This window comes from Neisseria sp. (assembly GCF_030527965.1).
Classification (GTDB): domain Bacteria; phylum Pseudomonadota; class Gammaproteobacteria; order Burkholderiales; family Neisseriaceae; genus Neisseria.
Genome location: NZ_JAUMZU010000013.1, coordinates 1 through 26,417, shown reverse-complemented (window position 1 = coordinate 26,417; position 26,417 = coordinate 1). Strand labels below are relative to the sequence as shown.

Sequence of the window (26,417 nt, the reverse complement as noted above, 5' to 3'; positions counted from 1 at the left end):
AAAAATACTGACTCTGACTGTTTGTTTTTTTTTTTTTTTTTTTTTTGAAATATGGCAGGCATTTAACATTTAGAAAGAACGCTATGAAAAAGAAAACCTTAGACCCCGTTGCTGCTCAGGCGCGGATTGATGAAGTACAAGAAGCGTATCGCCAATGGGTGGAATTGCTGCCTCAGCTGGAAGCGGCGCAGGAGCAGTGGAAACGTGGTATGGCGCTGGCCAAAAAAATGGAGAAATTCTATTTTGACGGTGAATACAGTCGCTATAACGATGCTTTAGACGAAGGCTTGAAGCTGAATCTGGAAACCAAAGGCGAATACAGTGTGATGAGCGAGGATGCGCTGTGGAATGCTTTCCACGATCAACAACGTTTGGCATGGCAACGTTTGCGCTCGGCTGTTGAGGTGTTGGATAAGTTTAAAGATCAGTAATCGCAAACAGATGATGTAAGCGCAATAAATAAGCACGCTTAATTTTTAGCTGTTTGCTGCACAAGAATTATGCCGCGGCGGCTATTTATTCGGCGAAGTGTGCTGCAAAGATTAAGCGGCTGTAAAAAGATAAAAAGCCTGTCTGACAAAATTCAGACAGGCTTTTTGTTAAATCAATTTTGATTTAATGATGATGATGGTGGTGTGCTTCGTGTTCTGCACGTTGATGGCCGATAGGTGCAATTAGAGTTGAGTAAATAGCTGATTCGCCACATACTTTGGGATTATCAAAAGGTGCGCGATGCGTTGCTTTGATTTTCCATAAGCCTTCGATGAGTGGCAGTATGTTCACTTTGCCGTCTTTATCCGTTTTGCCGGAAAATGCTTGGGGCTCGCGGTGATCATGCGTGGCCGCCAAGTCTTTTACAACGATTGTATCGGCCGTAGCGGTTACGGTTGCTCCTGCCAACGGTTTGCCTTGGAATAAAATTTGAACAGGGAATAAGCTGCCGGGCTGAAGCGTATTGGGATTGGCCAGCGGGACGATTTCTAAGGTTTGCCCGACCGGTCGGCTGATGGTAGCCAAGTCTTCACCGCCATCCACGACAACCACGCTTTTGCCAAACATCTGACTCTGCTCACATGAAACGGCTTCAGGGCGTTCGGCTAAGTTTTTCTGAGCCCATTTTCCGGCTGCGTCTTGCGACCAGAAGGTTGGTTTATAGGTTGCCTGAATGACATAGCTTCCTTTTTTGAGTTTCTTTGGAGCTGCGTATTGATAATTTTCGCCGTGTTGAACCAAATTGCGTGCTTTGCCATTTGAGCCTGTGATTTGGAGCGGAGCAAAGATATGAATACGATCTTCTGCAATTTTTTCAGCATGCGGGAAATCATGGCCGTATGCTAAATCTGCGTGCAGTATATCTTGCGATGAGATGTTGGCAGGTGCATTAACCCATACTTCATGAGCTTGTGCTGATACGCCTGCACACAGTAGCCCGGCTATTAATAAACGTTTCATTCTGTTTTATTCCATAGAGTATGTTAAAAAACGTTATATCGTAACATATGGGCAATTTATGCTCAAGATTAGTAAATAGAGGCTGCCTGAAGTTGGTTTTCAGTATCTTGCGATTTTGCTACGCCTTTGGTAAGAATAGCGAAGGTGTGTTGCGGTATTTAGGTTTTGATAAGGATGCAGGGACTGCATAAAAGCCTGTCTGAATTTTTCAGACAGGCTTTTGTTTCGGCCGTTTGCTGCCGAGTATCAGTTTAATAATATATCAGGGCCGCCGCAGCGCGGAAAAACAACATGGGAATGATAAGGCGTTTAAGGCGTTTCGCTATATAATTTTTCCACCAATTCATCTACTTTTGCTTCTGCCTGCCGGCCGATTTGAATGCGGGCGCGGTCGATTTGGCCGTACGTTACGGCAGTGGGCATTATCCGGGTATTCGTTGCGAAGCGTTATTTCAAGAGGTCTTTGCACCGGTTACCAGCCCGAATTTATTGGCGAATCTGACCGACAACATCCAACAATGGCCGTTGATTCATTTCGATTGGCATTATGCGCTTGATGCGGCGAATTGGCCGGCATGGGCGAAGGCGGCGGGTGTGCGTTTGGATACGGCAGGAGGCACTCGTTATTCAGATGCCAGCCATACCATACAGGCAGCGGTGGCGGGGCAGGGCGTGGCTTTGTTGGGTTTGAAACTGGTGGCGGCAGAATTGGCGGCGGGTTTGCTGAAAGTGGCGGCAGAACCTGTGTTGCCGGCGCAATTTTATTGGCTGTGCGAATCGGAACGCATGCGGTATGGCGAGGCTGTGCAAAAGGTAAAGTCATGGTTACTGGCGCAGTGTCGTTAGATTGAGCAAGCTCTTAATTTAAGTCTTTAATAAAGCCTGTCTGAAAATGATTCAGACAGGCTTTTATGCTCAAGGCGGTTTACGCGTAAGTTGATTTTAATGGGCATCAAGGGTTTTTGTGGTGTGGAAGAATGTTGCGAGGCTCTGGCCACTCGTTTCAGACAGGCATCGGCAGGCTAAGCGGTCACGGGTGCCAACGGAAGCTGCGGCTTTAGTTTTGTTTTCTGGTATAGTGGGCGGCTGTTTGATTATGGCTGTCTGAAAAAGGAAATTTGCTTCGATGAAAAGGAATATCTGGATTGTATTGCCATTGTTTTGGCTGCTTGCTTCTTGCGGGGGCGGCAGCACCGAGAAAATCGGTGAGGCCAGCACGGTTTTCAATATGCTCGGTAAAAACGACCGTATCGAGGTGCATGCTTTTGACGATCCGCAGGTTAAGGGTGTTACCTGTTATCTTTCGTATGCCAAAAAAGGCGGTTTGAAAGAGGCGGTTAATTTAGAAGAGGATGCTTCCGATGCTTCGGTGTCTTGTGTGCAGACGGCGCCGCAAGTGGTTTATAGGGAAGCGGAAGTGGCCAAGCCGCAGCAGATTTTTAAGAAGGGCTCCAGCCTGATTTTCAAAACGCTGCAGGTTATGCGCTATTATGACCCTGCGCGCAAGGTGTTTACTTATCTGGTGTATAGCGATAAAGTCATTCAGGGTTCGCCGAAAAATTCGATGAATGCTTTTTCTTGTTATACCGGTGCGCCTTTGGATGCGGCAAAAATCAGCTTGCAGCCGGAGCAGCAGGTTTATGGCTCGTGCGTGGTCGGTGGCACTTTACCGCAGAAAAAATAAATTGAAACAGACGCTATGCCTGTCTGAAAATAATTAGTCTATAAGGAACGCATTATGTCTAACGCATTAATTGATGCGGTTAAGTTTGATGAGAAAGGTTTGGTTTGCGCCATAGCGCAAGATGCGCTCAGCTTGCGTGTGCTGATGGTGGCGTGGATGAATGCGGAGGCTTTGCAAAAAACCGCTGAAACCGGTTTCGCTCATTATTACAGCCGCTCAAGGCAAAAGCAGTGGATGAAGGGCGAAGAATCGGGGCACACGCAGAAGGTGCGCGAATTGAGGTTGGATTGCGACGGCGATGCGGTGGTGATGCTGATTGAGCAGGCGGGCGGTATTGCTTGTCATACCGGGCGGGAAAGCTGTTTTTATCGGGTATGGCGGGAAGGCGAATGGCAGATTGTGGATGCCGTGTTGAAAGACGAGCAAAAAATTTACGGTAAAACGCATGCTTAAACCGATGCCTGTCTGAAAACAGGTTTGATGGTTGGGCGATGTTTGACAAAGGTTGGATTATGACGCAACAGATTCTCTTTGAAATTCAAGACGTGATTGACTCGCGCAAAGGGCAAGACCCGCAAACCTCTTATGTGGCGCAGCTTCTGCATAAGGGCGAAGATAAAATTTTGAAGAAGGTTATTGAGGAAGCGGGCGAAGTGCTGATGGCTTCTAAAGATGGCGGCGGGGCGCATTTGGTTTATGAGGTGGCCGATTTGTGGTTCCACACCCAAGTTTTGCTTGCGCATCACGGTTTGCGTGCGGAAGATGTGGTTAACGAGTTGGCGCGGCGGCAGGGTTTGTCGGGCTTGGCGGAAAAAGCGGCGCGGCAGGAAAGCTGATTTTGTATTACAATCCGGCTTGTAATATTCAGGGTCGGATATGTTTGGCCGAGACGGCAAGCCTGTCTGAAAATTCGGCCGCCCTTTTTCGGAGTGTTGAGATGACCGATTGTATTTTCTGTAAAATTGTAGATAAGCAAATTCCCGCCGGTGTGGTGTATGAAGATGATGAAATGCTGTGTTTCAAAGATATTCATCCTTCCGCGCCGGTACACTTGCTGCTGATACCCAAAGTGCATTTTGATTCACTGGCTCATGCCCGGCCCGAGCACGAGGCTTTGCTGGGAAAAATGATGATGAAAGTGCCGGAAATTGCCGCAGAAGCAGGTTTGACCAACGGCTTTAAAACCCTGATTAATACAGGAAAAGGCGGCGGGCAGGAAGTGTTTCACTTGCATGTTCATATTATGGGGCGCCCGGTTTGATGCCTATCTGAAAACAGGTTGACTGGCGGCTGATTAGATTTAAAGTATTTGAGAATAAAGGAAAATTCATGGGTAGCTTTTCGATGGGCCACTGGATTATCGTGCTGGTGATTGTGGTGTTGATATTCGGCACGAAAAAATTGCGCAATGTCGGCAAAGATTTGGGCGGCGCGGTGCATGACTTCAAAAAAGGCTTGAACGAAGGTTCGGAAGAAGCCAAGAAAGACGAAGTCATCGAGCATAAAGCCGAAGCTGAAGGCGAAAGTAAAGACAAACAAGCTTGATAAATCATGTTTGAATTCGGTTTCGGAGAATTATTGCTGATCGGCGTGGTGGCCTTGATTGTTTTGGGGCCGGAGCGTCTGCCTAAAGTCGCCCGTACGGCAGGATTGTGGGCGGGTAAGCTCCAGCATTTCGTCAGTAATGTGAAGGCCGAATTGGGCAAACAAATAGAAGCGTCTGAACTTGCCGATGTGAAAAAAGACGTTGAGGCGGCGGCCGAGCAGTTTAAAGAGAGCTTGCAAGGCGTCGGCGATGCGGTAAAACCGGCCTTTTCAGATCAGCCGGATGCCAGCCCTGCTTGGGAGCGTTTGCCGCCCCAGCGTGTGCCGGCGGATTTCGGTGTGGATGAACAGGGCAAGCCGCTGGTTGATATGTATGACTTCGATGCCGATGATTATGGTTCGGATTATAGCCTTCACCATGCGCCGCCGCCGGTTTCTCTGAAGCGGCGAGCAATGATGCAGCAACGCGATATGCGCCCGAAATACCGTGCCAAACCTAAGCTGCGCGTTAGAAAGCGCCGCGGTTAGATTCTTCTATATCATTTTTATTAATATTGATTCCGGTTGTTGCCCTGCAGGGGTAAGCGGCCTGTTGGTTGTTTTCAGACAGGCATATCGGTTGAGGTGTTTTCCTTTGTGGGTGGAATGTGACTGAGCAAACGCAGACGCAGACTCTGGTCGAGCATCTTATTGAATTGCGCCGCCGCTTGATGTGGGTGGCGGGCGTAACATTAGTGGCATTTTTTGCAGCAATGCCGTTTGCCCAGAAACTGTACACTTTCGTGGCGCGTCCTTTGATGGGCAATTTGCCTCAGGGTACGCATATGATTGCTACCGAGGTAACGGCGCCGTTTTTCGTGCCGGTTAAGGTGGCTTTGATGGCGGCTTTTCTGGTTACCTTGCCGCATACTTTGTACCAGGTATGGGCATTTGTTGCGCCTGCGCTTTACAAACATGAGAAACGGTTGATTTTTCCTCTGGTGCTTTCCAGCCTGCTTTTGTTTGCTTGCGGCATGGCGTTTGCTTATTTCTTAGTGTTCCCTGTGGTGTTTAAGTTTTTGGCGGGGGTTACGCCTGCCGGCGTGAATATGGCGACGGATATTGATAAGTATTTGTCGTTTGTACTGGGCATGTTTGTGGCGTTTGGCGCGGCCTTTGAAACGCCGGTGGTGGTGGTCTTGCTGCATCGGATGGGCGTGGTCGACTTGCAAACGTTGAAAGCGGCCAGGCCTTATGTGATTGTTGGTGCGTTTATCGTGGCTGCGGTCATTACCCCGCCGGATGTGGTGTCGCAATTTTTACTGGCGATGCCTTTAATTGTTTTGTATGAATTGGGTATATTGTTTGCCCGTTTTTTCAAGCCTGTGGCGAATGAAGACTAACTTTTCAGACAGGCATTTTGCTTTTGAGCGGATTGCCAACAGGGTATTCATCAATCGTCTGGAGCCGGCCGGCTTTCAGACGAGCTTTGTTTTAGCTTGAATTGATAACTGGATTAAATATTTCGGTATGAGTGATTGGAAAGAGCGCTGGCCGCAGCAGGCAGCCATTGTCAGCCTGATTGCCATGATTGCGCTGAGCGTGTCGTGGGAATTGTGGTTGGCACCCTTGCGGGCGGGCGGTTCGTGGCTGGCTTTGAAGGCTTTACCGTTGTGCTTGCCGCTCTCCGGCGTTTTAAAAGGCAAGGTATATACTTTCCAGTGGTCGTGTATGCTGGTGTTGGTTTATTTTGCCGAAGCCGTGATGCGCTTGTTTGACGTGCAACCGCTCAGCCGTATCTGCGCCGCGTTGATGTTGGTGCTGAGTATGGTGTTTTTTGTTGCCTGTCTGGCTTTTGTGCGGAGTAAAAGGAAGGCTGTGCTGTGATTTTGGATTATGTGGAATCTCGTAAAACGGATATGACCTTATTGGTTTTCGGTATGGCGTTTGTGTGTATCGTGCCGTTTATGTCGATTTGGCGGGTCGGGCCGCTTTCCAGTTTTTATTTGGAAAGTGCGTCGTTACTATTTGCGTTGCTGTTTGCATTGGGAAGCGCTGTAACGGGCAGAATCAGTGCGCGGGTGCCTGAAGGCTGTTGGTATTTTTTTGCGCTTGCAGTCTATTGGTGGTTGCAGGCTCGCATCATGGCACTACCTTATCCGGGTATGAGCGATATGGCGGTTTGGTCGTTTGTGGTGATTGCGCTGGCGATTTGGGCGTGCCGCGGCTGGGTGCTGGAAGTGGGGCAGGAGCGGGTGGTAACGGTTTTTGCCTCGGTATTGGTAACGGGGGCGTTATTGCAGTCGGTGGTGTGTATTTTGCAGTTTACCGGCTGGGCGGTTTATCTGAAGGGTTATGTGTTATCCAGCACGACCAACAATATTATGGGCCAGCTGGCTCAGCGTAATCATTTGGGCCATTACTTGATGTGGGGTGTGGTGGCGTCTGCTTTTTTATGGTCGCAGCGGCGGGTATCGAATTGGTTCGGCTGCTTTATGACGGTTTATCTGGCATTGGTGATGGGCATGGTCAACTCGCGCAGCCTGTTTGTTTATGTGGCGGCATTGGCGATATTGGCTTTATTTTGGCGCTGGCGCAGAGGAAGCGAAGGCAATCGTTCGCTGAAGATATTTTTGTTTGCTCTGTTGATGGTGGTGGCGGTTCAGCTTTCTTTTGATCGGCTGATGGATGTTCTCGGCATTGATTATTTTAGTGCGCTCGACCGGATGGAGAGCAATGAATTTGCTTCTTCTCCGCGTGAAGTCGAATGGGTAAGAGCCTGGCATATTTTTTTGGCGGCGCCGATATGGGGGCACGGCTGGGAATCTTATTCGCAGCAAAGCTTTTTAACCAATGTGTTTCCCACTGGTTGGCGCAACGATTTAACCAGCGTTCTTTACACGCATTCGCACAATATTGTTTTACAGCTTCTGGCAGACATGGGGTTGGTTGGGACACTACTGGTGTTTGGCGGTTTGGCTTGGGTTATTTACCCTTATTTTAAAAAGCCTGTCAGCAATGAAAATTTTTTCCCTTTGGCTTTGTTGACCGTATCTCTTTGCCATTCTTTGCTGGAATATCCGCTGTGGTATGTTTATTTTTTGGTGCCGGTCGGCTTGATGCTGGGTGTGCAGCCGGCGGAGGGCAGCACTTTTTCAGACAGGCATTTCGGCGGAAAATGGATGCGGTGCGGTGTTGCCGTGGCTACCGTATTTATCATCGTCGGCTTGGTGCGTTTGGGTTTTGTTTATAACGATTTGGTTAAATTCAACGAAGTTGATAAGAAGGAAACAGCGGAGCAAACGCAGGCGAAAATTAACGGGATGTTGAAAATCGCGGCTACCGAGCCGTTGCTGCGCTATTATGCCCAGCTTGCCCTGACTCGCCGCGCTTCACCTACCGATGAAACGGTACAGCCGTGGGCGGTAGAGGCGGCCTTGCAAGCCATGCGTTTTCGCCCGTATGCCAATGCCAATGTGGTGGGCATGTATCTCTACCGCATCGGTGATAAGGAAGGCGGCCGGCAGTGGATGCGCAAAATGTATGAATATTACCCGACACAGATGCCTTTTTATGTGTCTAAAATCGACGAGTCGCCCGCATTGGCCGGTTTGCGCCCTGATTGGGAGCGGGCCTGTGCTGAGTATGCTAAAGTTAATCCGAAGGCAACACCTTGTAAGAAAAAAGAATAATGCCTGTCTGAAAACAGTGTAAGCAAGGCGGTTGCCTAATGTAAAGCCCTTAACATGCCATGCAAAAAAGCGCAAAAGGGTCATGGCGCCAGCTACCAAAAATACAGCTTTGCATGTTAAGATAGCTTCAGCCATTCTCCAATGGAAGGCATCCTTGAATTTTAAAGACAACTAGATAAGGAAATACACAATGAGCCATGTGTTATTGGTAGATGACGATGCTTTATTAACCGAACTGCTGACCGAATATCTCACAGCCGAAGGCTTGAACGTACGCAGTGTGCCGGATGGTGAGGCAGGTGTTCAAGAGATTTTATCCGGTAATTACGATGTGGTTGTGCTTGATTCCATGATGCCGAAAATGAATGGCTTGGAAGTATTGAAAACCGTTCGTGCGCAAAGCACCGTGCCGATTATCATGCTGACAGCCAAGGGCGATGATATCGATCGCATCATCGGATTGGAAATGGGCGCCGACGACTATGTGCCTAAACCATGCACACCGCGCGAGCTGTTGGCTCGCATCAACGCCATTTTGCGACGTGCCCAAAGTGCGGCCGAGCAAAGCAGTGCGCCCAACAGCATTTCGGTAAGCAATGTAACCCTGTATCCGGCCAAGCGTCAGGCAACCATCGGCGAGGAGCCTTTGGAATTGACCAGTACCGAATTTAACCTTTTGGAAGTGTTGATGCGTCATGCGGGGCAGGTGGTTAGCAAAGAAACTCTGTCTATCGAAGCGCTTGATCGCAAACTGGCTAAGTTTGATCGCAGCATTGATGTTCACATTTCCAGCATTCGCCATAAATTGGGCGATGCGTCCCTGATTCAGACCGTGCGCGGTTTGGGTTATTTGTTTGTTAAAAACTAATCGGAAACAGACCTTTTCATGAAACTGTTTCAACGCATATTCGCCACGTTTTGCGCCGTGATTATCTGCGCCATATTCGTGGCGAGTTTTTCTTTCTGGGTGGTGCAGAATACCGTTGCGGAAAACCATTTCAAGCAGCAACGCGTTTTGGAAACTACCTTGCTCAACAGTATGATTTCGGCATTCAGAGCGCGCGGAGCCCAAGGTGCGAAAGATATTTTGCAGGAATGGAGCGAGCATCCGATTTCCCAAAACGTGTATATGATTACCGGGGATAATAAGCAAGACGTATTGGGTCGGCCGATTGAAGCAAAAATCGTAGAATCTGCCCGTAGCGCGGCAATCAAACAGGTTAATTTGGAATACGCAAGAATAGAATACGACCGCTGGGGCGAAGAATATTTGTTTTTTGTGAAAGATTGGAAAAACCGCCGCCTGCAACGTCCTATCAGCCCGTTGTTTATTCCCGGCCTGCCGCTGGAGCCGGTATGGCATGAAATCATTATTCTGAGCTTTATTTTTGTGGTGGGCTTATTGCTGGCCTATATTCTGGCCAACAATATTACCAAACCCATCCGCATTTTGGGTCGGGGTATGAACCGTTTGGCGGCAGGCGATTTGGAAACGCGGATTTCGCAGCAGATGACCGACCGGGACGACGAATTGTCACAATTGGCCGACCAGTTCGACAAGATGGCCCAGCAGTTGCAGAAATTGGTTAGCAAAGAGCGTCATTTGCTGCACCACGTTTCCCATGAAATGCGCTCGCCGTTGGCGCGCATGCAAGCAATCATCGGTCTGATTCAGGCGCAGCCGAAGAAGCAGGATCAATATTTGCAGCGTTTGGAGAGCGAATTGGTGCGGATGGATGCTTTGGTGGGCGAATTGCTGACGCTTTCCCGTTTGGAAACCGATAATGTGCCGATGGAAAAAGAAAATCTTGCATTGGTGCCTCTGTTGCGCAATCTGGTGGAAGACAGCCAGGCTGTGGCAGAGAAAAACCATCAAACGGTACAGTTGCAAATCGATAAAGTACCCGAAGATACCAAGATGCAAGCCAACGAAAGCTATCTTTACCGTGCTTTCGACAATGTTATACGCAATGCCATGAATTACAGCCCGGAGGGCAGCACCATCCAAGTGAAACTTTACCAAGATTCAAAAAATTGGATTGTGGAAGTAACCGATAACGGCCCCGGCGTGGCGGAAAGCCAGCTGCCGCATATTTTCACCGCTTTCTATCGGGCAGACAGCAGTGCAAACAAACAAGGCACCGGCTTGGGCTTGGCGCTGACCAAGCATATCGTTGAGCAGCACAACGGTAAAATCATGGCTAACAATGTTCGGCCTAATGGTTTGCAGGTTCGCTTTATATTTGCCAAACGGGCAAAAGAGTTGAAATCATAAACGTGTTGGATAAGCCCGAGCGTGTTAACAACTTATTTCGCCGTTTTGTTTGATGTTGATAAAAGATGCTCTTTAATTAAAACGGAAGTCTGTTTTCCCATACGCTGCTGCTTGAGCGTGCTGATAATGTGCAGCGTTTCTACAGTGTAGGGATAAATAGAGTGAAGATGAGGACGGCAGAATAAATGCCTGTCTGAAAACATTCAGACAGGCATTTATTCTGTGCACTTGTGTTTAAGACAACGGCGCTAACAATTTTTCAAAGGCTTCTTCGAATTGTTTCAAACCGTCTTCTTGTAAACGGGTAGCAAGGGCTTCCAGATCAATACCGAGTTTGACTGTTTCCTCAAGCTGCCGTTGGGCTGAGTCGACATCAGCGGTCAGAGTGGTTTGAGCGGTGCCGTGGTCGATAAAGGCTTTAAGCGTGGCATCGGGTACGGTGTTGACGGTATTCGGACCAATCAGGCTGTCTACATATAAAGTATCCGGGTAAGCGGGGTTTTTTACGCCGGTAGAGGCCCACAAAAGTTCGACACGGTTGGCGCCTTGCCGTTGCAACTCGGAGAATTTGGCGCTGCTGAAAAATTGCGCCCAGTCCGAATAAGCGGCCTTAGCCAGTGCAATGGCAATTTTACCTTGCAGATGCTCGGGCAAAGTGGCATCCAGCGCATTATCGACGCGTGAGACGAAAAAGCTGGCTACAACATGGATGCGGTCAACCGAGTTCCCGGCTGCCAGACGTTTTGTGATGCCGTCACTATAGGCCTGATATGCCTTTAGTGTTTGAGCGCGTGAAAAAAGCAGCGTTAGGTTGACGCTGATGCCTGCGGCAACCAATTCGGTTAAGGCAGCCAACCCGGCATCGGTCGCAGGCACTTTAATCATGACATTTTCACGGGCAATCGCAGCGTGCAGGCGTTTGGCTTCGGCAACGGTGCCTGCGGCATCGTGAGACAGGTCAGGCGCCACTTCCAAGCTGACAAAGCCGGTTTTGCCGCCGGTGGATTGGAATTCAGGCAGGCATACGTCGCAGGCGGCCTGTACATCGGCTACAGCCATGGTTTCGTAACATGCTTTGGGGCTGAGCTTTTGTGCTTTTAATTTTGCAATGTCTTCGGCATACAATGGGTCACCGGCGAAAGCTTTCTGAAAAATAGCCGGATTGGAGGTTACGCCGCACACCCCTTGTTTCAGCATTTGCGCCAACTCGCCGCTCTGGATGAGCGAGCGGGAAAGGTTATCGAGCCAAATTTGTTGTCCTAATGCTTTAACGTCCGATAAAATGGTCATCTTAGAATCCTCTTGTCTACTTGTGTGAACGGGTAAAAGTCAATCCTAACGCGAAAACGTGGATTTGGATAGCCCTGAATGATGGTAACGTAACTGCTATGCAAAACAATCAACAAAGTTATATCGGTTGGGCGCGCGAAGTGCTGCAAACGGAAGCGGAAAGCTTATTGGAAGTGGCTGCTTCGCTTGACAATCATTTTATCGAAGCGATAGACGCGATATTAGCCTGCACCGGCCGGGTGGTGGTTTCCGGCGTAGGGAAATCAGGCCATATCTGCCGTAAAATAGCGGCAACGCTGGCTTCCACCGGAACTCCGGCCTTTTTCGTTCATCCGGCCGAAGCAGCGCACGGCGATTTAGGCATGATTGTAGACGGCGATGTGGTGATTGCGGTATCCAATTCAGGCGAGAGCGATGAAATCGTTACGCTGCTGCCCGCTTTGAAACGCAAAAAAATCACCTTGGTTTGCATCACGGCTAATCCTGATTCAACCTTGGCGAAAAATGCCGATGTGCACATTACCGCAAGCGTTTCAAAAGAAGCCTGCCCGCTCGGCCTTGCGCCCACTTCAAGCAGCACGGCCGCTTTAGCATTGGGTGATGCGCTGGCGGTGGCATTATTGCGGGCGCGCTCGTTTACACCCGATGATTTTGCCTTGAGCCATCCTGCGGGCAGATTGGGGAAGCGTTTGCTGATGAGGGTTGCGGATATTATGCGTACGGGCGAGCGTTTGCCGATTGCAGGGCTGGAAACGACATTGCGCGAAGGCATTCTGACTATGAGCGCCAAAGGTCTGGGCATGGTTGTGGTTACGGATGACGAGCACAAACTTTTAGGCGTGTTTACCGACGGCGACTTGCGTCGCGTATTCGAAAAATGCGAGCAAGTCAGTGCCATTACATTAGGCGAGGTAATGAATCAGAACCCCAAAACCATCTCGGCGGAAAAGCTGGCGACTGAAGCGCTGAAAAATATGCAGGAGCAGAAAATCAGCAGTTTGCTGGTGATTGACGAAGCAGGCAAATTACAAGGCGCGGTTTCGATGCACGATTTGTTGCTTGCCCGCATTGCCTGAAGTACCCATTCTTCGAAAAGCCTGTCTGGAAAAGAAAGAATAGCGATGACTTTATCTGATAACGAAATCCAACAACGTGCCGCCCGTATCAAACTCTTGATTATGGATGTGGACGGCGTGCTGACAGATGGTCGCATCTATATCCGAGATAACGGAGAGGAAATCAAATCTTTCCATACGCTTGACGGGCATGGTTTGAAAATGTTGCAGCAAAGCGGTGTGCAAACGGCGATTATTACCGGGCGGGATGCACCGTCGGTCGGGATACGCGCGAAACAGCTCGGCATAGGGTATTATTACAAAGGCGTGCACGATAAAAAAGCCGTTTATAATGAACTGCGGCAAGTCGCTTCAGTCGAAGAGCAGGAATGTGCGTTTATTGGCGACGATGTGGTGGATTTGCCGGTAATGGTGCGTTGCGGCCTGCCCGTAGCGGTGCCGGAAGCGCACGAGTTTGTGTTGCAACATGCGGCTTACATTACCCGAAAAAGCGCAGGAAAAGGCGCGGTTCGCGAATTGTGCGACTTGATTATGCAGGCACGAGGCACGCTGCAAACGGCATTGGAAGAATATATTAAATGATGATTAAATTGCGCTCGGGCTGGCTGTTTCCTTTGGTGTTGGCCGTTGCTTTGGGCGGCTTGAGCGCATGGCTCGGCCGTATCAGTGAAATTCATGTAGAAGAAACGGCACCTAATCCGAACGAGCCGAAATATGAGATGCGCGGCATTTCCGGCATACGTTTTGATGAAGCAGGGCGGATTAGAGAAAATCTGAGTGCCGAAAAAGCGTGGCAATTGCCTAATAAAGACGAAGTGGTATTTGCCACGCCCGATTTGAAAATGTTTAGCCAAGGGCGGCAGATTTATCAGGTTAAGAGTAAAAATGCCCGTTATGATACGGAAAACAGGCAGGTTTATTTTGAAAACGACGTGGTGATGACCAAAGCCGCAGAAGCTGATAAACCCGCCGGAATGTTGAAAACCAGCCGTATGATGATTGATACGAAAACCGAAAATGCCCACACCGATGCCAAAGTGGAATACCAATATGGTCGTTCGCATGGTACGGCAAACGGTTTGACTTACGATAATGAAAAAGGCATATTGAATTTGCCTTCACGAGTGAAAGCCACCATTTATGACCCTAAAAAACCTTAAAACCGCGGTTGCCGCATGTGTGTTGGTATGTACCGTCGCACCGGTTTATGCCGTAGAAAGCGATCGCAATAAGCCGATTGAAATCGAGGCCGATCAAGGCACGCTTGATCAGAAAAACCAAACTACTACGTTCAGCGGTAATGTAATCATCACTCAGGGAACTATGTATATCCGCGCGGGCAGCGTAACCGTGTCGAAAGATGCCAAGGGCAATCAATTTATGAAAGCCAGCGGCAGCCCCGTCAAATTCGGCCAGGAGCTGGATAAAGGCGGAAAAGTTGACGGTCAGGCCAACAATGTGGAATATGCTTCCGACACTGGTGTGGTTAGGCTTTCCGGCAATGCCAAGGTAACCCGAGGCGGAGATAGGGCGGAAGGCAACAGCATTGTCTACAATACCCGCACCGAAGTCTATACGGTAAACGGCAGCGGCGCTTCAGCAGGCAAATCAGGTAAACGGGTTACGGTTGTGATACAACCCACCAGCAAAAAATAAGCAAATGCTTGTCTGAAAATCGGCGCTGTGGGAGGAGACGGAAGATATCACTTCCTTTTCGTTACAAAAAAATATTGTGGATTACTAAATAGATGGCTTATGCCTGTCAAAATCATTAAATATATAGGCGTTAACAACAGTAATATATTTATTTGAATCAATTTTTTGGTAGTGATGATGCCTGTCTGAAAACAATCGAAATTTAATAATACGCAGCGCTTCGGCCTGCAATACGAGATTTTATGGAACAAACAACAAGCAGCCTAGTGGTCAGCAACCTGCAAAAAACTTTTAAAAAACGACAAGTTGTAAAAGACTTTTCACTTGACATCAAAAGCGGAGAAGTGGTCGGCCTGCTCGGTCCGAACGGTGCAGGCAAAACCACCAGTTTTTACATGATTGTCGGCCTGATTGCCGCCGATACCGGCAGTATCCTGCTCGACGGTAAAGAGCTGCGGCATATGCCGATTTATGAGCGGGCTCGGTTGGGCTTGGGCTATTTGCCGCAGGAGGCCTCGATTTTCCGTAAAATGACGGTGGAGCAAAACATCCGCGCCATTTTAGAAATCAACAACCGCGACAAAGCAGAAATCAACCGGCGTTTGGAGCAGATTCTGGCCGACTTGAATATTGAGCGCTTGCGTAACAACCCTGCGCCTTCTTTGTCGGGCGGCGAGCGCAGAAGGGTGGAAATCGCCCGCGTTTTGGCTATGCAGCCGCGGTTTATCCTATTGGATGAGCCGTTTGCGGGTGTCGACCCGATTGCCGTTATTGATATTCAGAAAATTATCGGTTTTCTTAAGGAGCGAGGTATCGGCGTGTTGATAACCGATCATAACGTGCGGGAAACCTTGCGTATTTGCGACCGCGGTTTCATTATCAGCGATGGTAAGGTTTTGGCAACCGGCACGCCGGAGGAGCTGGTGAATAACGAGCAGGTGCGCGCTGTTTACTTAGGTGAAAATTTTAATTATTGATTATTTCCTTTTTGATGATAAACGCTTAAAATAACCATATACCAGGCGGATATACCGCCTGAGGTAAAATAACAAACCATTTCCCGTATTACGGAAAACCACATTATGAGCGGCCAATCCTTCCACCTCAAACTCAAGCAAACGCAACAGCTGAATCAGACGATGCGGCAATCGTTGCGCATTCTGCAAATGTCCGGCCTGGATTTGGCGCGCGAAGTAGACGATTGGCTGCAAGACAATCCTTTGTTGGAACGCGGAGAAACGCCCGAGGCGCCTCTTGAGCAAAATATGGTTTCCGCCGCTGTCGGCAGCCGCCATAAAATCAGTGGCGATGAAGCGGAAGACATCTGGGCGACTATCGCCGAAGAAGAAGACTTTACCCATTATCTACACAAACAAGTTTGTGAGCATCCTTTGAGTCGCGCCGATGCCGCGCGCGTGCATATTCTGATTGATTTTCTCGACGAACAAGGCTATCTGACCGACAGCATTCCCGATGTTATCGACCATTGCCCGCTCGAATGGATGCTGGATGAAGACGAAATGCGGGATGCCTTGGATTATTTGCAAACTTTCGACCCGCCGGGGGTGGGCGCCGCGAGCCTGACCGAATCGCTTTTGCTGCAACTGCAGCGCCTGCCGGCTTCTCCTGCACGGCAGTGTGCGGCCAGAATCGTGCACCGCCATTTGGATGATTTGGGCAAAAGTGTGCAGCAGAATACGACCAAACTAAAAAAACATTTTCCCGAATACGATGCTGCCGTTATCCAAACCGCTTTGGAAATGGTGGGCAAACTCAATCCTTTTCCTGCATATGGTTTTGCTTCGGCCGAACCGACTTCCTATATCCAACCCGATGTCATTATCAAAGAAGGCAAAGACGGCAAATGGCTGGTGCAAAGTAATGAAGCCGCCTGGCCGCGCATTCAAGTCAATACCGAATTGAGCGAAGCGCTGAAAGAAGAGAGTGCGATGGATCCGGTATGGCGTGAAAAAATTCAGGAAGCACGGCAGAAAGTGGACAGTTTGGCGTTACGCAAAAGCACGGTTTTGCGGCTGGCCGAGTATATCGTGGATAAACAGGAAGATTTTTTTGTGTTTGGAGAAATCGGCCTTACCCCTATGTTGCTGAAAGACGCGGCGCATGATTTGGAGGTGGCGGAGAGCACGATTTCGCGCGCGGTTAACCAGAAATATTTGTCTTGCCCGCGCGGGTTGTTTGCGTTACGCTATTTCTTCACACAAGCCGTATCCGCAGATGATGACAATGAAGGAACCAGCCAAAGCGCCGTGAAAGCGATGGTAACGCAGCTGGTAGCCGCAGAAAACAAGAAAAAACCGTATTCAGACGAGGCAATTAGTAGCCTTCTTAAACAGCAAGGCGTTGATATTGCCCGCCGCACGGTCGCCAAATACCGCGAGTCGCTGGGCATTCCGCCCGCCGGCCAGCGCAGGGAATAGGCGCCGTAATCCCGATGGCGATTTTTGAAGGGCTGCTTTTACAGGCAGGTCTGTTATCAACCGAAGGAGTAAAACTATGAACCTGAAAATCAACGGTTTAAATTTTGATATTACTGAAGCGATTAAAAATCATGTGGAAGGCAAATTGACGCGCATCAACCGCCATGCCGATAATCTGATTAAGGTTACTGTAACCCTCTCGGTGGATAAGTTGCAAAATAAAGCGGAAGCGCATGTGCATCTGGCCGGCAAAGATTTGCATGTGGAGCAAACCGATAACACCGATATGTATGCCGCGATTGACGTGCTGATGGATAAATTGGACCGTGCGATTTTGAAATATAAGGAAAAAAGTAATAATGTGCGCTCGGTGGCTGTGCCGGAGCATACTGAAGAATAAATAAATTCGTTTGATTGAAAGCCTGTCTGAATATTTTCAGACAGGCTTTTATGTTTTTAGAGGAAATCAGCTATTTTGCGTAGGGGGGATGGGCAGGCGAGACGGCCGGCCGGAATGTTCGTAGAACGCTTCGGTTTATTCGCTATATAATGTCGCCTCCGCCAATGCTTGTCTGAAAAGATGTTATGAAATTTGTTTTTTTTCTATTGAAATTGATTAGCCGGCTGCCGTTTCCCGTGATTCAGAAAATCGGTGCGATTGCGGGTAGAATCAGTTATTACGCGGTTGCTCCCCGCCGCAGAATCGGGCAGATTAATTTGGCCAAATGTTTTCCTGAATGGACACAGGCGCAGCGCGATATTGTGCTTAAACAGCATTTCGAGCATATGGGCAAGCTGTTGGTCGAATACGGCTTGTATTGGTATGGCGATGCCGGGCGGCTCAAATCATTGGTGCGTTATCAAGACAAACATTATTTAGACGAGGCGCTGGCCGCCGGAGAAAAAGTGATTTTACTCTATCCTCACTTTACAGCGTTTGAAATGGCGGTGTATGCCCTCAATCAGGATGTGCCGCTGATCAGCATGTACTCCCACCAGAAAAACAAAGCGTTAGACGATCAGATTTTGCAGGGCCGTCATCGTTACGATAATGTGTTCTTAATCGGCCGAACCGAAGGTTTGCGTGCGATTATCAAGCAAATGCGCAAAAGTGCTGCGCCGTTTCTTTATTTGCCTGATCAAGATTTCGGCCGTAAAGATTCTGTTTTCGCCGATTTTTTCGGCATTCCGACGGCAACCATTGCCGGGCTGGGGCGGATCGCCTCTATGACCGGTGCCAAAGTGATTCCGGCGATTCCTACGCGGCAAAGCGACGGTACGGTGGTTTTGCGTTTCTATCCCGCTTGGGCGGATTTCCCTACTGATAACGCCGAAACCGACGCCCAGCGCATGAATGATTTTATTGAAGCGCGTATACGCGAGAATCCGGCTCAGTATTATTGGTTGCATAAACGCTTTAAAACCCGCCCTGAGGGCGATGCTGGATTTTATTAAGTTCAGGTTAAAACCATCATGCCTGTCTGAAAACGCGAGCAGCATTTTCAGACAGGCATTTTTATTACGTATAATTACAATATATATGTTAAATAATACATAATCGGATTTCTGATTCTGAGGATTGTTGTATAAATCATTTAAAAATAAATTTTATTTAAATCAATAAATTGAAAAATAAAAAGAAAGGAAAATTTCTTTTCATAATTAATGTAATATAATAATAAATACTAAATTTATTGGGGTTTGGCGCAGTAAAATAAAAAAATAAATCATTTTTTCAGTATAAAGATGCAAAAAATAGCTTTCTGAGAAGGGTTTTTTAAGCTTAGGAAAGTTATAAGGATTATTTAAAAGGGGCTTGGCAAGGCGGAAAAATCAAGGTACATTTCGCGCATCCGTGCTACACGTAGTTACATATGCTGAGTACGGGTTAGCCGCAAACCACCCGAAGCTGCATACGGTGCTATGCCTTTTATCAGGGAGACCGTATTCGTTTCGACAAGTAAGGCTACATTCAATCCAAAAATCAAGCGAGAACAAAGGAGACTTAACAATGGCGAATTATCAGGAAGAAATCAAACAAGCAAACGAACTGAAGCAACAAATGGGTGCTAGCTGGCATGATATTACCCCGGAATACGTTGCCCGCATGCGTTTGCAAAACCGGTTCAAAACTGGATTGGACATTGCCAAATATACCGCTGCCATTATGCGCAAGGATATGGCCGAATATGATGCGAACCCTGCCAATTACACCCAATCGTTGGGCTGCTGGCACGGTTTTGTCGGTCAGCAAAAGCTGATTTCGATTAAGAAGCACCAGAAAACCACTAATAAACGCTATTTATATCTTTCAGGGTGGATGGTTGCGGGTATGCGTTCTGAGTTCGGCCCGTTGCCGGATCAGTCGATGCATGAAAAAACCAGCGTTCCGGCTCTTATTGAAGAACTTTATACCTTTTTGAAACAAGCCGATGCGCGTGAGTTGGACTTACTGTTTACCGCATTGGATGCGGCTCGCGCCTCGGGCGATAAAGCCAAAGAGCAGGAGATTTTGGGTCAGATTGACCAATTCGAAACCCATGTCGTGCCGATTATTGCCGACATCGATGCAGGTTTCGGTAATGCAGAAGCCACTTATTTGTTGGCGAAAAAAATGATTGAAGCGGGCGCTTGCTGTATTCAGATTGAAAATCAAGTGTCTGATGAAAAACAATGTGGACACCAAGACGGTAAAGTAACCGTGCCGCATGTGGATTTCTTGGCAAAAATCAATGCCGTGCGTTATGCCTTTTTGGAATTGGGTGTAGACGACGGTGTGATTGTGGCTCGTACGGATTCGTTGGGTGCCGGCCTGACCAAACAAATTGCCTATTCTTCAAAACCGGGCGATTTGGGCGATCAATACAATAGCTTCCTCGACGGTGAGGAAATTACCGATGCAAGCCAAATCAAGCACGGCGATGTGATTGTGAATACCAATGGCAAAACCATCCGGCCCGTACGCTTGCCGAGCAATTTGTTCCAATTCCGCAAAGGTACTGGCGTTGACCGCGTTGTGCTGGACTGTGTTACATCGCTGCAAAACGGCGCCGACTTGCTATGGATTGAAACAGAAAAACCGCATATCGGCCAGATTAAAGAAATGGTGGATCGCATCCGAGAAACCATTCCGAACGCCAAGCTGGTGTATAACAACAGCCCGTCGTTCAACTGGACGCTGAACTTCCGTCAGCAAGTGTTCGATGCTTGGAAGGAATCAGGCAAAGACGTATCCGCTTATGATCGTGCCAAATTGATGAGCGCGGATTATGACGCAACCGAGCTGGCAAAAGAGGCTGACGAGCGTATTCGCACCTTCCAGAAAGATGCGTCTGCCCAAGCAGGTATTTTCCATCACTTGATTACCCTGCCGACTTACCACACCGCAGCGTTGTCAACGGATAATCTGGCTAAAGGTTACTTTGCTGATCAGGGTATGCTGGCTTATGTGAAAGGCGTGCAGCGTGAGGAAATCCGCCAAGGCATCGCTACCGTGAAGCACCAAAATATGGCCGGTTCGGATATTGGCGATAACCATAAAGAATACTTTGCCGGCGAAGCTGCCCTTAAGGCAGGCGGTAAAGACAATACGATGAATCAGTTCTCTTAACGAGAACAACGTTTCAGGCAGGCATTTTTGAGTAGAAGCCTGTTTGAAACGGAAAGGCTTTGTCAGGCAGAGTTGAGCTGCCTGATGAAGATGCAGGTGAGAACCTGTATGTTTGTGAAGCGTAAATCTCTGATTTGAGGTATTCGGGGCAACTTTTTAGTTGCCCCCTTTTTTGGTGTTTGGCAAGGTAAAGAGAGCCCTGTTAAAAGCGCTTTTCCAAGCTCATATACCATTGGGAAGTTTTGCTGGAGGAGGATTTGACGTTGCTGTCGACTTTGGAATAACGATAATCCAATTTGGGTGAAACGCCTTTCCAGCGGCGTGGTTGGAATGATAAAGAAGCGCTGGCGTTGTATTCGTTATCTTTTCTGCCGAAGCCGTAGAGCGTTTCGGAATGACCGAAATCGCGCCGGCCGTATTGCACCGATGCGCCGGCACGCAAGCCGTTTTCAAATTTTCTGGAGATGCCGGTGCGTATAATGGCTCTGTCGGATGCGCGTGTTCTGTTTTCAGTTTGATCGGCTCGATAATCGGTGCCGAGGTTGAAGGTCCAAGCATCGTCGGGGTGCCATTCGGCGGAGCCGGACAGGCTGCTTAAGGTGCCGTTGTAGTATTTGGCATAATCGGGGTTGTTATAACTGCGATTGATGCTGGATGCGGAGAGCGATACGCGCCAAGTGTCGGTCAGTTTATTGCTGTATGAGGCGGAAGCGCCTTTGTTGAGAATGTATTTTTCACTGCCCAGCCAGCTTTGCTCGGTATAGGGCGTAAGCGACCAGCTTTGTTTGCCTGCTGCGCTGCGATAGCCTGCAGCCAATCGGACGGAGCGGGTGCTGCGATCGTAGTAATCCCAGTAGTGCATGCCTCGGCTGGTAAGGCCGACGCGCAATTTATGGTTGCCGGTCAGCTCGAAATCACGCTCGGCACCTAGGTTGAAACGAAAGGCATCGTTGGTTTTGGAGGTAAAAATACCGTTGCGCAAGCGGCTGTTGGTGCGTCGGCCGGCGGAGTCGTCTGCGCTTTCGCGGCTGATCTGTACCGGTAGCTGCCAGACATCGGATGCTTGGAGCTTTCGGCTGTAATCACCGGCCTTCGGCTGGGAGCGGGCGGCGGAAAGGTTGTTTATCATGGCGGCTCGCGCGGCTTGCCAATCTGGGCGTTGCGCTAAAACTCGACGGTATAGCGCCTGCGCCTGCATGTATTCGCCTTTGCTGCTGCGCCATTGTGCTTCGGCGTAATCGGCAAATACTTGATCGGCTAGAAAGCGAGCGCGGTATTGTTGCAGCAAGTCGGCCATATTGTCCCAGTTTTTGGTGGTAATGGCGGTTTCCAGCGCATTTTTGAGCTCGGCATCGGAAGGCGGGGCCTTTTCTACCGGTTTGTACGGCCCATTGTTTTCTGCAACAGGATGTTCCAGCGCAGCTTCTCCTTCCGCTGCGGTTGCGCATCGGATGGCGGAAACAAATATTAAGAATAGGGCGGAACGCTTCATAGCCAAAATCGGTATCTAAAGTGGGTTGGATTGTGCCGAAAGGTGTTGGATGAAACAACCTCATTAAGACTGGCGGTTGTGAAATAGGATTGTTTTGATTACTTATTTGGAATAATTTTACAACGCTTGAATTAAATAGACCATGCCTGTCTGAAAAAGTTTTCAAGCAGTTTTAATCAATTGCAATGAAAGCCTAATTGATAGGCGGGATTGTGTTGCGGTGGTGGTAATCGGGGATTTTGCGATGAAAAAATGCCTGTCTGAAAATTCGGTTTCAGACAGGCATTGATATTGGGGTGGATTATAAGCCGTAGTTGGCTTGAACCAAGGCGCATTTGGGGCGCTCGCGCCGGCTTCTTCTGCTGCGGCCGGCAATTTTGCCGCAAGCGGAGCCGGCGTCTTTTTCTTCGGTACGCCTGCTGCGGCTTTCGTTGCCGGAAGACGTACGTTCGCTCCGCTCAGTTTTGTTGCGGGCGGTACGCGCCGGTGCTTTTGCCGGCTGGGCGCCGAAGAAGGTGGGCTCGAAACCTTCGATGCGTTCGATGGCAATGTCGTTGCCGGTCAGCGCTTTAATCGCTTCAAACATCTTTTGTTCGGTTTCATCCATCAGCGAAATCGCTACGCCGTCGGAACCGGCGCGGCCGGTGCGGCCGATGCGGTGTACATAATCCTCAGGCTGGGTCGGCATTTCGTAATTGATGACAAACGGCAATTCGGCAATGTCCAAACCGCGCGCGGCCACGTCAGTAGCTACTAAAACACGTAGGCTGCCTTCTTTAAAAGCATTGAGCGTTTCCAAGCGGGTTTGCTGAGATTTATCGCCGTGAATTGATTGGGCGGCAATTTCGCTGCGCACGAGGTTGCGGGTAACTTGGTCGACACTTTGCTTGGTTTTACAGAACACGATGACTTGGTTCATGTTCAAGTCCACAATCAGCCGTTCGAGCAGACTGCGCTTTTTCACTGTGTCGACTGCAATTACGTGCTGCTCGACGTTGGCGTTGGTGGTGTTTTGTGCAGCCACTTCCACCATCTCGGGGCGATTCATGAAATCGCTGGCGAGCTTGCGGATGGGCGGGGAGAAGGTGGCGGAGAAAAGCAAGGTTTGGCGCTGTTTCGGTAGCATCTGCATGATGCTGCGGATGTCGTCGATAAAGCCCATGTCAAGCATGCGGTCGGCTTCGTCGAGCACCACGATTTCAACTTTGTTCAGATGAATGTTTTTCTGTTTGACGTGGTCGAGCAGGCGGCCGACGGTGGCCACTACGATTTCGCAGCCGGCGCGCAGATCGGCGGTTTGCTTGTCCATCGATACGCCGCCGAATAATACTGTATGGCGCAACGGCAGGTTTTTGATGTAGCCCCGTACGTTCTGGTCGATTTGGTCGGCCAGCTCGCGGGTGGGTGTCAGCACCAGCATGCGCACGGGGTGCATGGCGGGCGAGGTGCTCGGTGTGGCGTAACGTTTGAGCCGCTCGAGGCTGGGCAGCATGAAGGCGGCAGTTTTGCCGGTGCCGGTTTGTGCGGCGGCCAGCAAGTCGTGACCGGCCAGTGCTTTGGGGATGGCGGCGGCCTGAATGGGGGTAGGGGCTTCGTAGCCTTGTTCGGTCAGGGCGGCGACAATTTCGCCGCCTAAGCCGAGGGCAGAAAATGGGTTCACGGTTTTCTCCATTTTGTGGTTTTCGGCATACTTTATAAATTGGATTGCCGCAGGAAAACCGCATTATGCCACACTTTGCCAGATTACGTTTGGAACGGGCCTTTGCCCCGTAGCGGCTTGTTTCAGACAGACTTTCAACAATTGAAAACTTTTTTTTTCGTTTTATTACAAACAGCCTTGTGAAAAAATATTTTCCTGCGTTAGCAGATACTTAAACAGAAGAGGAAGCCGCTTTCCCGTTGCCTGTCTGTTTGCCTTGAGAAACTAAAATCCTAAACCTCACTCAGATTAAAAGTGTTTACGCAAAAGTAGACCGAAAATATTCTTTCAAACCAATAAAGGAATTGAGATATGAAAAAATTGCTGATTGCTTCTATCGCAGCCGGCCTGTTTCTGAGCGCTTGTTCTGCTACTAAAAAACCTGAGCAGGAACAAGCTCCTCAAGCAAGCGTTGAACAAGCTTTGCAAGAGTGCAAACAAGCTGTCGGTGAAACATCTGACCGTGCCGCTTTTGATGCTTGCATGAAATCTAAAGGTTTCGAGCGTCCGGCTCCGCAGCAACAAGCACCTGCACCCGCTCCGGCACAATAAGCCATAGCTAAAAATCGTGTGTAAAAACAGCCCTGCCACCTCCGCAGGGCTGTTTGCTTTCAGACAGGCTTTATTAAAATATTTATCCTTGGGCTTCGGTTGAGAAAATACTACTGACAGAAACTGACACTATTATTCTTTATGATGGCTGTGAGACAGGCGATAGCGGGCTTATCGCATGAATGCCTGTCTGGAAAAGCAAAGGAGCAAGGCATGGCTGATGCAGAAACCATTTACCGGCAGTGGCATGAAGCGGCTAAAAATCGAGATACCGAGGCTTTATTGTCGCTGTATCATGAAGAAGCCGAGTTGGAATCGCCGTTAGTGCCGGTGATTTTGAACCAAGAAAATGGCATCTTGCGAGGTAAGGCGCAAATTCGCACCTTTTTGGAAGAAGGTACGCGTCGCCGCCCGAATGAGTTGGTGCGTTGGTATCGCGACGGGCGCTATTTTGCAAGCGATGATGTGTTGATTTGGGAATACCCTCATCAAACGCCGGAAGGCGGGCAGGTGGATATTCTTGAATGGATGGAATTGAAAGACGGCAAGATTTTCCGTCATCGTATTTACTGGGGTTGGTTCGGCACACAGATGCTTATTCGCTCTGCTTTATCGAAATATAAACAAGGAGACTAGAAGATGAAAGAATTTACCCTTTATATGGCCGATGCGCCTTCCCGCGCTACCAACGTATTGTGGGGCTTGGAAGAGTGCGGTGCGGATTATGATGTGGTTGCGCTGTCGTTCGGCGGTAGTATGAAAGAGCCGGAATATCTGGCGATTAACCCATTGGGCAAGGTGCCGGCGCTTAGGCACAAAGGTGCGGTGCTGACCGAAACCGCCGCCGTTCTGACTTATCTGGCAGAGCAGTTTCCGGCAAAAAATCTGATTCCGGCCGTCGGTACGCCTGAGCGGGGGCAATATTATCGCTGGCTGTGTTTTGCCTTGAACTTGGAATACGGGGCGGTAGATAAATGGCGTCAGATAGAAAATAACGATCAGCAACGTTTGGCCATCGGTTATGGCGATTTTAATGTTGCTTTGGATGTGCTGCGTGATCATCTGAAAGATCATAGTTATATCGTAGGTGATCGTTTTAGCATGCTTGACCTTTATTATTCTGGGTTGCTGGCTTGGTTGATTCATGGTGCCAAAGTGATAGCGGTAGACCCGGTGTTTGTCGAATATATGACGCGTCATATGGCCCGACCTGCTTATGCTAAAAGCGGGGAAGTGCAGGCACGTTACCAAGCATGACACGTTATTGGATTGCGGTAGCGTCTGCTGATCATGTTGCATGCGGCGTGGCAGGCGGCTTTATGCAGGTCTGCCACGGCAAACGGGCGCCTTTGCGTCGCCTAAGTGCGGGCGATAAAATCGTTTATTATTCGCCGACAGAAATATTTGGCAGCAAAACGCCATTGCAAGCATTTACCGCATTAGGCGAAATATCCGCAGGCGAGCCTTATCAAGTGAGCATGGCGGCTGATTTTCAGCCGTTTCGCCGAGATGTCTGTTTTGATACCACCGCAACTGCCGCTTCCATACGTCCATTGATTCCGCATCTTTCCTTTATCCGCGATCCGAAACGCTGGGGTTATCCGTTCCGCTTCGGCTTATTGGAAATATCAGCGGAGGATTTTGGCTTGATTGCCAGCGCGATGCACTTGTCTGATGAAGCACCGACATAGCTTACCTATTGCTGCGTATTTTTCTGAAGCGGCGCGAAAACCATGCTAATTTGCTGGATGGATTATGATATAAACGATTGCATGATGACCCGTTCCGAACGCTTACTGACATTGCTGCACCATTTGCGGCAAAACCGCTATCCTGTTTCCGCTGATGCCTTGGCGGAGCAGCTGGGCGTGAGTGTGCGTACGGTTTACCGCGATATTGAAACGCTACGCCGGCAGGGCGCGGAAATAGAAGGCGAAGCCGGCGTGGGGCTGATGTTGAAAAGCAGCGGCTTTGTGC

At 49.1% G+C, this 26,417-nt stretch carries 31 protein-coding genes; 27 read left to right on the top strand and 4 right to left on the bottom strand.

The window, feature by feature from the left end; all coding sequences use genetic code 11:
* Positions 1 to 83 precede the first annotated feature (83 nt).
* A complete protein-coding gene (locus tag Q4A84_RS07085) occupies positions 84 to 431 on the top strand; it encodes a DUF4298 domain-containing protein (protein WP_303088232.1) in 348 nt (115 codons plus the stop codon).
* 184 nt (positions 432 to 615) lie between these two features.
* Here Q4A84_RS07085 and Q4A84_RS07080 read toward each other — a convergent pair whose 3' ends face one another.
* Complete coding sequence (locus Q4A84_RS07080; RefSeq protein ID WP_303088231.1) at positions 616 to 1,452, bottom strand: DUF4198 domain-containing protein; 837 nt, start codon at positions 1,450 to 1,452, stop codon at positions 616 to 618.
* A 375-nt stretch (positions 1,453 to 1,827) separates the two neighbouring features.
* Here Q4A84_RS07080 and Q4A84_RS07075 point away from each other — a divergent pair, with 375 nt between their 5' ends.
* The 12 genes from Q4A84_RS07075 to Q4A84_RS07020 all read left to right on the top strand — a co-directional run bounded on the left by Q4A84_RS07075 (position 1,828) and on the right by Q4A84_RS07020 (position 10,627).
* Positions 1,828 to 2,298, top strand: coding sequence for a LysR substrate-binding domain-containing protein (locus tag Q4A84_RS07075; RefSeq protein WP_303088230.1), 471 nt, complete (start codon positions 1,828 to 1,830; stop codon positions 2,296 to 2,298).
* Positions 2,299 to 2,578: 280 nt separating this feature from the next.
* A complete protein-coding gene (locus Q4A84_RS07070) occupies positions 2,579 to 3,136 on the top strand; it encodes a CreA family protein (protein ID WP_303088229.1) in 558 nt (185 codons plus the stop codon).
* Positions 3,137 to 3,190: 54 nt separating this feature from the next.
* Positions 3,191 to 3,589: a phosphoribosyl-AMP cyclohydrolase gene (hisI, locus tag Q4A84_RS07065; RefSeq protein WP_303088228.1), complete on the top strand. Its 399-nt coding sequence runs from the start codon at positions 3,191 to 3,193 to the stop codon at positions 3,587 to 3,589.
* A gap of 59 nt (positions 3,590 to 3,648) precedes the next feature.
* Entirely contained in the window at positions 3,649 to 3,972 is a 324-nt protein-coding gene (locus Q4A84_RS07060) for a phosphoribosyl-ATP diphosphatase (RefSeq protein WP_303088227.1), read from the top strand.
* A 101-nt stretch (positions 3,973 to 4,073) separates the two neighbouring features.
* A complete protein-coding gene (locus Q4A84_RS07055; protein WP_303088226.1) occupies positions 4,074 to 4,397 on the top strand; it encodes a histidine triad nucleotide-binding protein in 324 nt (107 codons plus the stop codon).
* 68 nt (positions 4,398 to 4,465) lie between these two features.
* Entirely contained in the window at positions 4,466 to 4,681 is a 216-nt protein-coding gene (gene tatA, locus Q4A84_RS07050) for a Sec-independent protein translocase subunit TatA (protein ID WP_303088225.1), read from the top strand.
* 6 nt (positions 4,682 to 4,687) lie between these two features.
* The gene (gene tatB, locus Q4A84_RS07045; protein ID WP_303088224.1) at positions 4,688 to 5,209 is read left to right on the top strand and encodes a Sec-independent protein translocase protein TatB; all 522 of its coding nucleotides are present in this window, start codon (positions 4,688 to 4,690) and stop codon (positions 5,207 to 5,209) included.
* Between the two features lie 119 nt (positions 5,210 to 5,328).
* Positions 5,329 to 6,063 carry a twin-arginine translocase subunit TatC gene (gene tatC / locus Q4A84_RS07040; protein ID WP_303088223.1) on the top strand — a complete coding sequence of 245 codons (735 nt, stop codon included), beginning with the start codon at positions 5,329 to 5,331 and terminating at the stop codon, positions 6,061 to 6,063.
* Between the two features lie 127 nt (positions 6,064 to 6,190).
* The gene (locus tag Q4A84_RS07035; RefSeq protein ID WP_303088222.1) at positions 6,191 to 6,547 is read left to right on the top strand and encodes a DUF2069 domain-containing protein; all 357 of its coding nucleotides are present in this window, start codon (positions 6,191 to 6,193) and stop codon (positions 6,545 to 6,547) included.
* Positions 6,544 to 8,352, top strand: a complete 1,809-nt coding sequence (locus Q4A84_RS07030; protein WP_303088221.1) for a PglL family O-oligosaccharyltransferase — start codon at positions 6,544 to 6,546, stop codon at positions 8,350 to 8,352. The genes Q4A84_RS07035 and Q4A84_RS07030 overlap by 4 nt, the downstream gene beginning before the upstream one ends.
* 190 nt (positions 8,353 to 8,542) lie before the next feature.
* Positions 8,543 to 9,220 (top strand): response regulator transcription factor, encoded by a 678-nt coding sequence (locus tag Q4A84_RS07025; protein ID WP_303088220.1) that lies wholly within the window; start codon positions 8,543 to 8,545, stop codon positions 9,218 to 9,220.
* Between the two features lie 18 nt (positions 9,221 to 9,238).
* On the top strand, positions 9,239 to 10,627 hold the full coding sequence (locus Q4A84_RS07020; RefSeq protein ID WP_303088219.1) for a cell wall metabolism sensor histidine kinase WalK: 1,389 nt from the start codon (positions 9,239 to 9,241) through the stop codon (positions 10,625 to 10,627).
* A 234-nt stretch (positions 10,628 to 10,861) separates the two neighbouring features.
* On the opposite strand, the gene tal is transcribed toward Q4A84_RS07020, so the two are convergent.
* Positions 10,862 to 11,917, bottom strand: a complete 1,056-nt coding sequence (gene tal / locus Q4A84_RS07015) for a transaldolase (RefSeq protein WP_303088218.1) — start codon at positions 11,915 to 11,917, stop codon at positions 10,862 to 10,864.
* A 98-nt stretch (positions 11,918 to 12,015) separates the two neighbouring features.
* Here tal and Q4A84_RS07010 point away from each other — a divergent pair, with 98 nt between their 5' ends.
* The 9 genes from Q4A84_RS07010 (at position 12,016) to Q4A84_RS06970 (ending at position 20,697) form a co-directional block, all read left to right on the top strand.
* Positions 12,016 to 12,993, top strand: a complete 978-nt coding sequence (locus tag Q4A84_RS07010) for an SIS domain-containing protein (RefSeq protein ID WP_303088217.1) — start codon at positions 12,016 to 12,018, stop codon at positions 12,991 to 12,993.
* Between the two features lie 45 nt (positions 12,994 to 13,038).
* On the top strand, positions 13,039 to 13,575 hold the full coding sequence (locus Q4A84_RS07005; RefSeq protein ID WP_303088216.1) for an HAD family hydrolase: 537 nt from the start codon (positions 13,039 to 13,041) through the stop codon (positions 13,573 to 13,575).
* Positions 13,572 to 14,153 carry an LPS export ABC transporter periplasmic protein LptC gene (gene lptC, locus Q4A84_RS07000; protein WP_303088215.1) on the top strand — a complete coding sequence of 194 codons (582 nt, stop codon included), beginning with the start codon at positions 13,572 to 13,574 and terminating at the stop codon, positions 14,151 to 14,153. Before Q4A84_RS07005 ends, lptC begins: the two co-directional genes overlap by 4 nt.
* Positions 14,134 to 14,649 (top strand): lipopolysaccharide transport periplasmic protein LptA, encoded by a 516-nt coding sequence (gene lptA / locus Q4A84_RS06995; protein WP_303088214.1) that lies wholly within the window; start codon positions 14,134 to 14,136, stop codon positions 14,647 to 14,649. The genes lptC and lptA overlap by 20 nt, the downstream gene beginning before the upstream one ends.
* A 242-nt stretch (positions 14,650 to 14,891) precedes the next feature.
* Positions 14,892 to 15,626 carry an LPS export ABC transporter ATP-binding protein gene (lptB, locus tag Q4A84_RS06990; RefSeq protein ID WP_303088213.1) on the top strand — a complete coding sequence of 245 codons (735 nt, stop codon included), beginning with the start codon at positions 14,892 to 14,894 and terminating at the stop codon, positions 15,624 to 15,626.
* Positions 15,627 to 15,731: 105 nt separating this feature from the next.
* Positions 15,732 to 17,087 carry an RNA polymerase factor sigma-54 gene (rpoN, locus tag Q4A84_RS06985; RefSeq protein ID WP_303088212.1) on the top strand — a complete coding sequence of 452 codons (1,356 nt, stop codon included), beginning with the start codon at positions 15,732 to 15,734 and terminating at the stop codon, positions 17,085 to 17,087.
* Between the two features lie 76 nt (positions 17,088 to 17,163).
* A complete protein-coding gene (gene raiA, locus Q4A84_RS06980; RefSeq protein WP_303088211.1) occupies positions 17,164 to 17,487 on the top strand; it encodes a ribosome-associated translation inhibitor RaiA in 324 nt (107 codons plus the stop codon).
* 185 nt (positions 17,488 to 17,672) lie between these two features.
* Complete coding sequence (locus Q4A84_RS06975) at positions 17,673 to 18,542, top strand: lipid A biosynthesis lauroyl acyltransferase (protein ID WP_303088210.1); 870 nt, start codon at positions 17,673 to 17,675, stop codon at positions 18,540 to 18,542.
* Between the two features lie 556 nt (positions 18,543 to 19,098).
* Positions 19,099 to 20,697: an isocitrate lyase gene (locus Q4A84_RS06970; protein ID WP_303088209.1), complete on the top strand. Its 1,599-nt coding sequence runs from the start codon at positions 19,099 to 19,101 to the stop codon at positions 20,695 to 20,697.
* Positions 20,698 to 20,899: 202 nt separating this feature from the next.
* On the opposite strand, the gene Q4A84_RS06965 is transcribed toward Q4A84_RS06970, so the two are convergent.
* Positions 20,900 to 22,189 (bottom strand): surface lipoprotein assembly modifier, encoded by a 1,290-nt coding sequence (locus Q4A84_RS06965; protein WP_303088208.1) that lies wholly within the window; start codon positions 22,187 to 22,189, stop codon positions 20,900 to 20,902.
* A gap of 301 nt (positions 22,190 to 22,490) precedes the next feature.
* Positions 22,491 to 23,861, bottom strand: coding sequence for a DEAD/DEAH box helicase (locus Q4A84_RS06960; protein WP_303088207.1), 1,371 nt, complete (start codon positions 23,859 to 23,861; stop codon positions 22,491 to 22,493).
* 339 nt (positions 23,862 to 24,200) lie between these two features.
* Here Q4A84_RS06960 and Q4A84_RS06955 point away from each other — a divergent pair, with 339 nt between their 5' ends.
* From Q4A84_RS06955 to Q4A84_RS06935, 5 genes are all read left to right on the top strand, one after another.
* The gene (locus tag Q4A84_RS06955; protein ID WP_303088206.1) at positions 24,201 to 24,440 is read left to right on the top strand and encodes a hypothetical protein; all 240 of its coding nucleotides are present in this window, start codon (positions 24,201 to 24,203) and stop codon (positions 24,438 to 24,440) included.
* Positions 24,441 to 24,653: 213 nt separating this feature from the next.
* On the top strand, positions 24,654 to 25,076 hold the full coding sequence (locus tag Q4A84_RS06950) for a nuclear transport factor 2 family protein (protein ID WP_303088205.1): 423 nt from the start codon (positions 24,654 to 24,656) through the stop codon (positions 25,074 to 25,076).
* A gap of 3 nt (positions 25,077 to 25,079) precedes the next feature.
* Positions 25,080 to 25,697: a glutathione S-transferase family protein gene (locus Q4A84_RS06945; RefSeq protein WP_303088204.1), complete on the top strand. Its 618-nt coding sequence runs from the start codon at positions 25,080 to 25,082 to the stop codon at positions 25,695 to 25,697.
* Positions 25,694 to 26,131 carry an EVE domain-containing protein gene (locus Q4A84_RS06940; protein WP_303088203.1) on the top strand — a complete coding sequence of 146 codons (438 nt, stop codon included), beginning with the start codon at positions 25,694 to 25,696 and terminating at the stop codon, positions 26,129 to 26,131. Before Q4A84_RS06945 ends, Q4A84_RS06940 begins: the two co-directional genes overlap by 4 nt.
* An 81-nt stretch (positions 26,132 to 26,212) precedes the next feature.
* Positions 26,213 to 26,417 (top strand): helix-turn-helix domain-containing protein (locus Q4A84_RS06935; protein WP_303088277.1); only part of this gene is annotated, 205 nt, incomplete at its 3' end.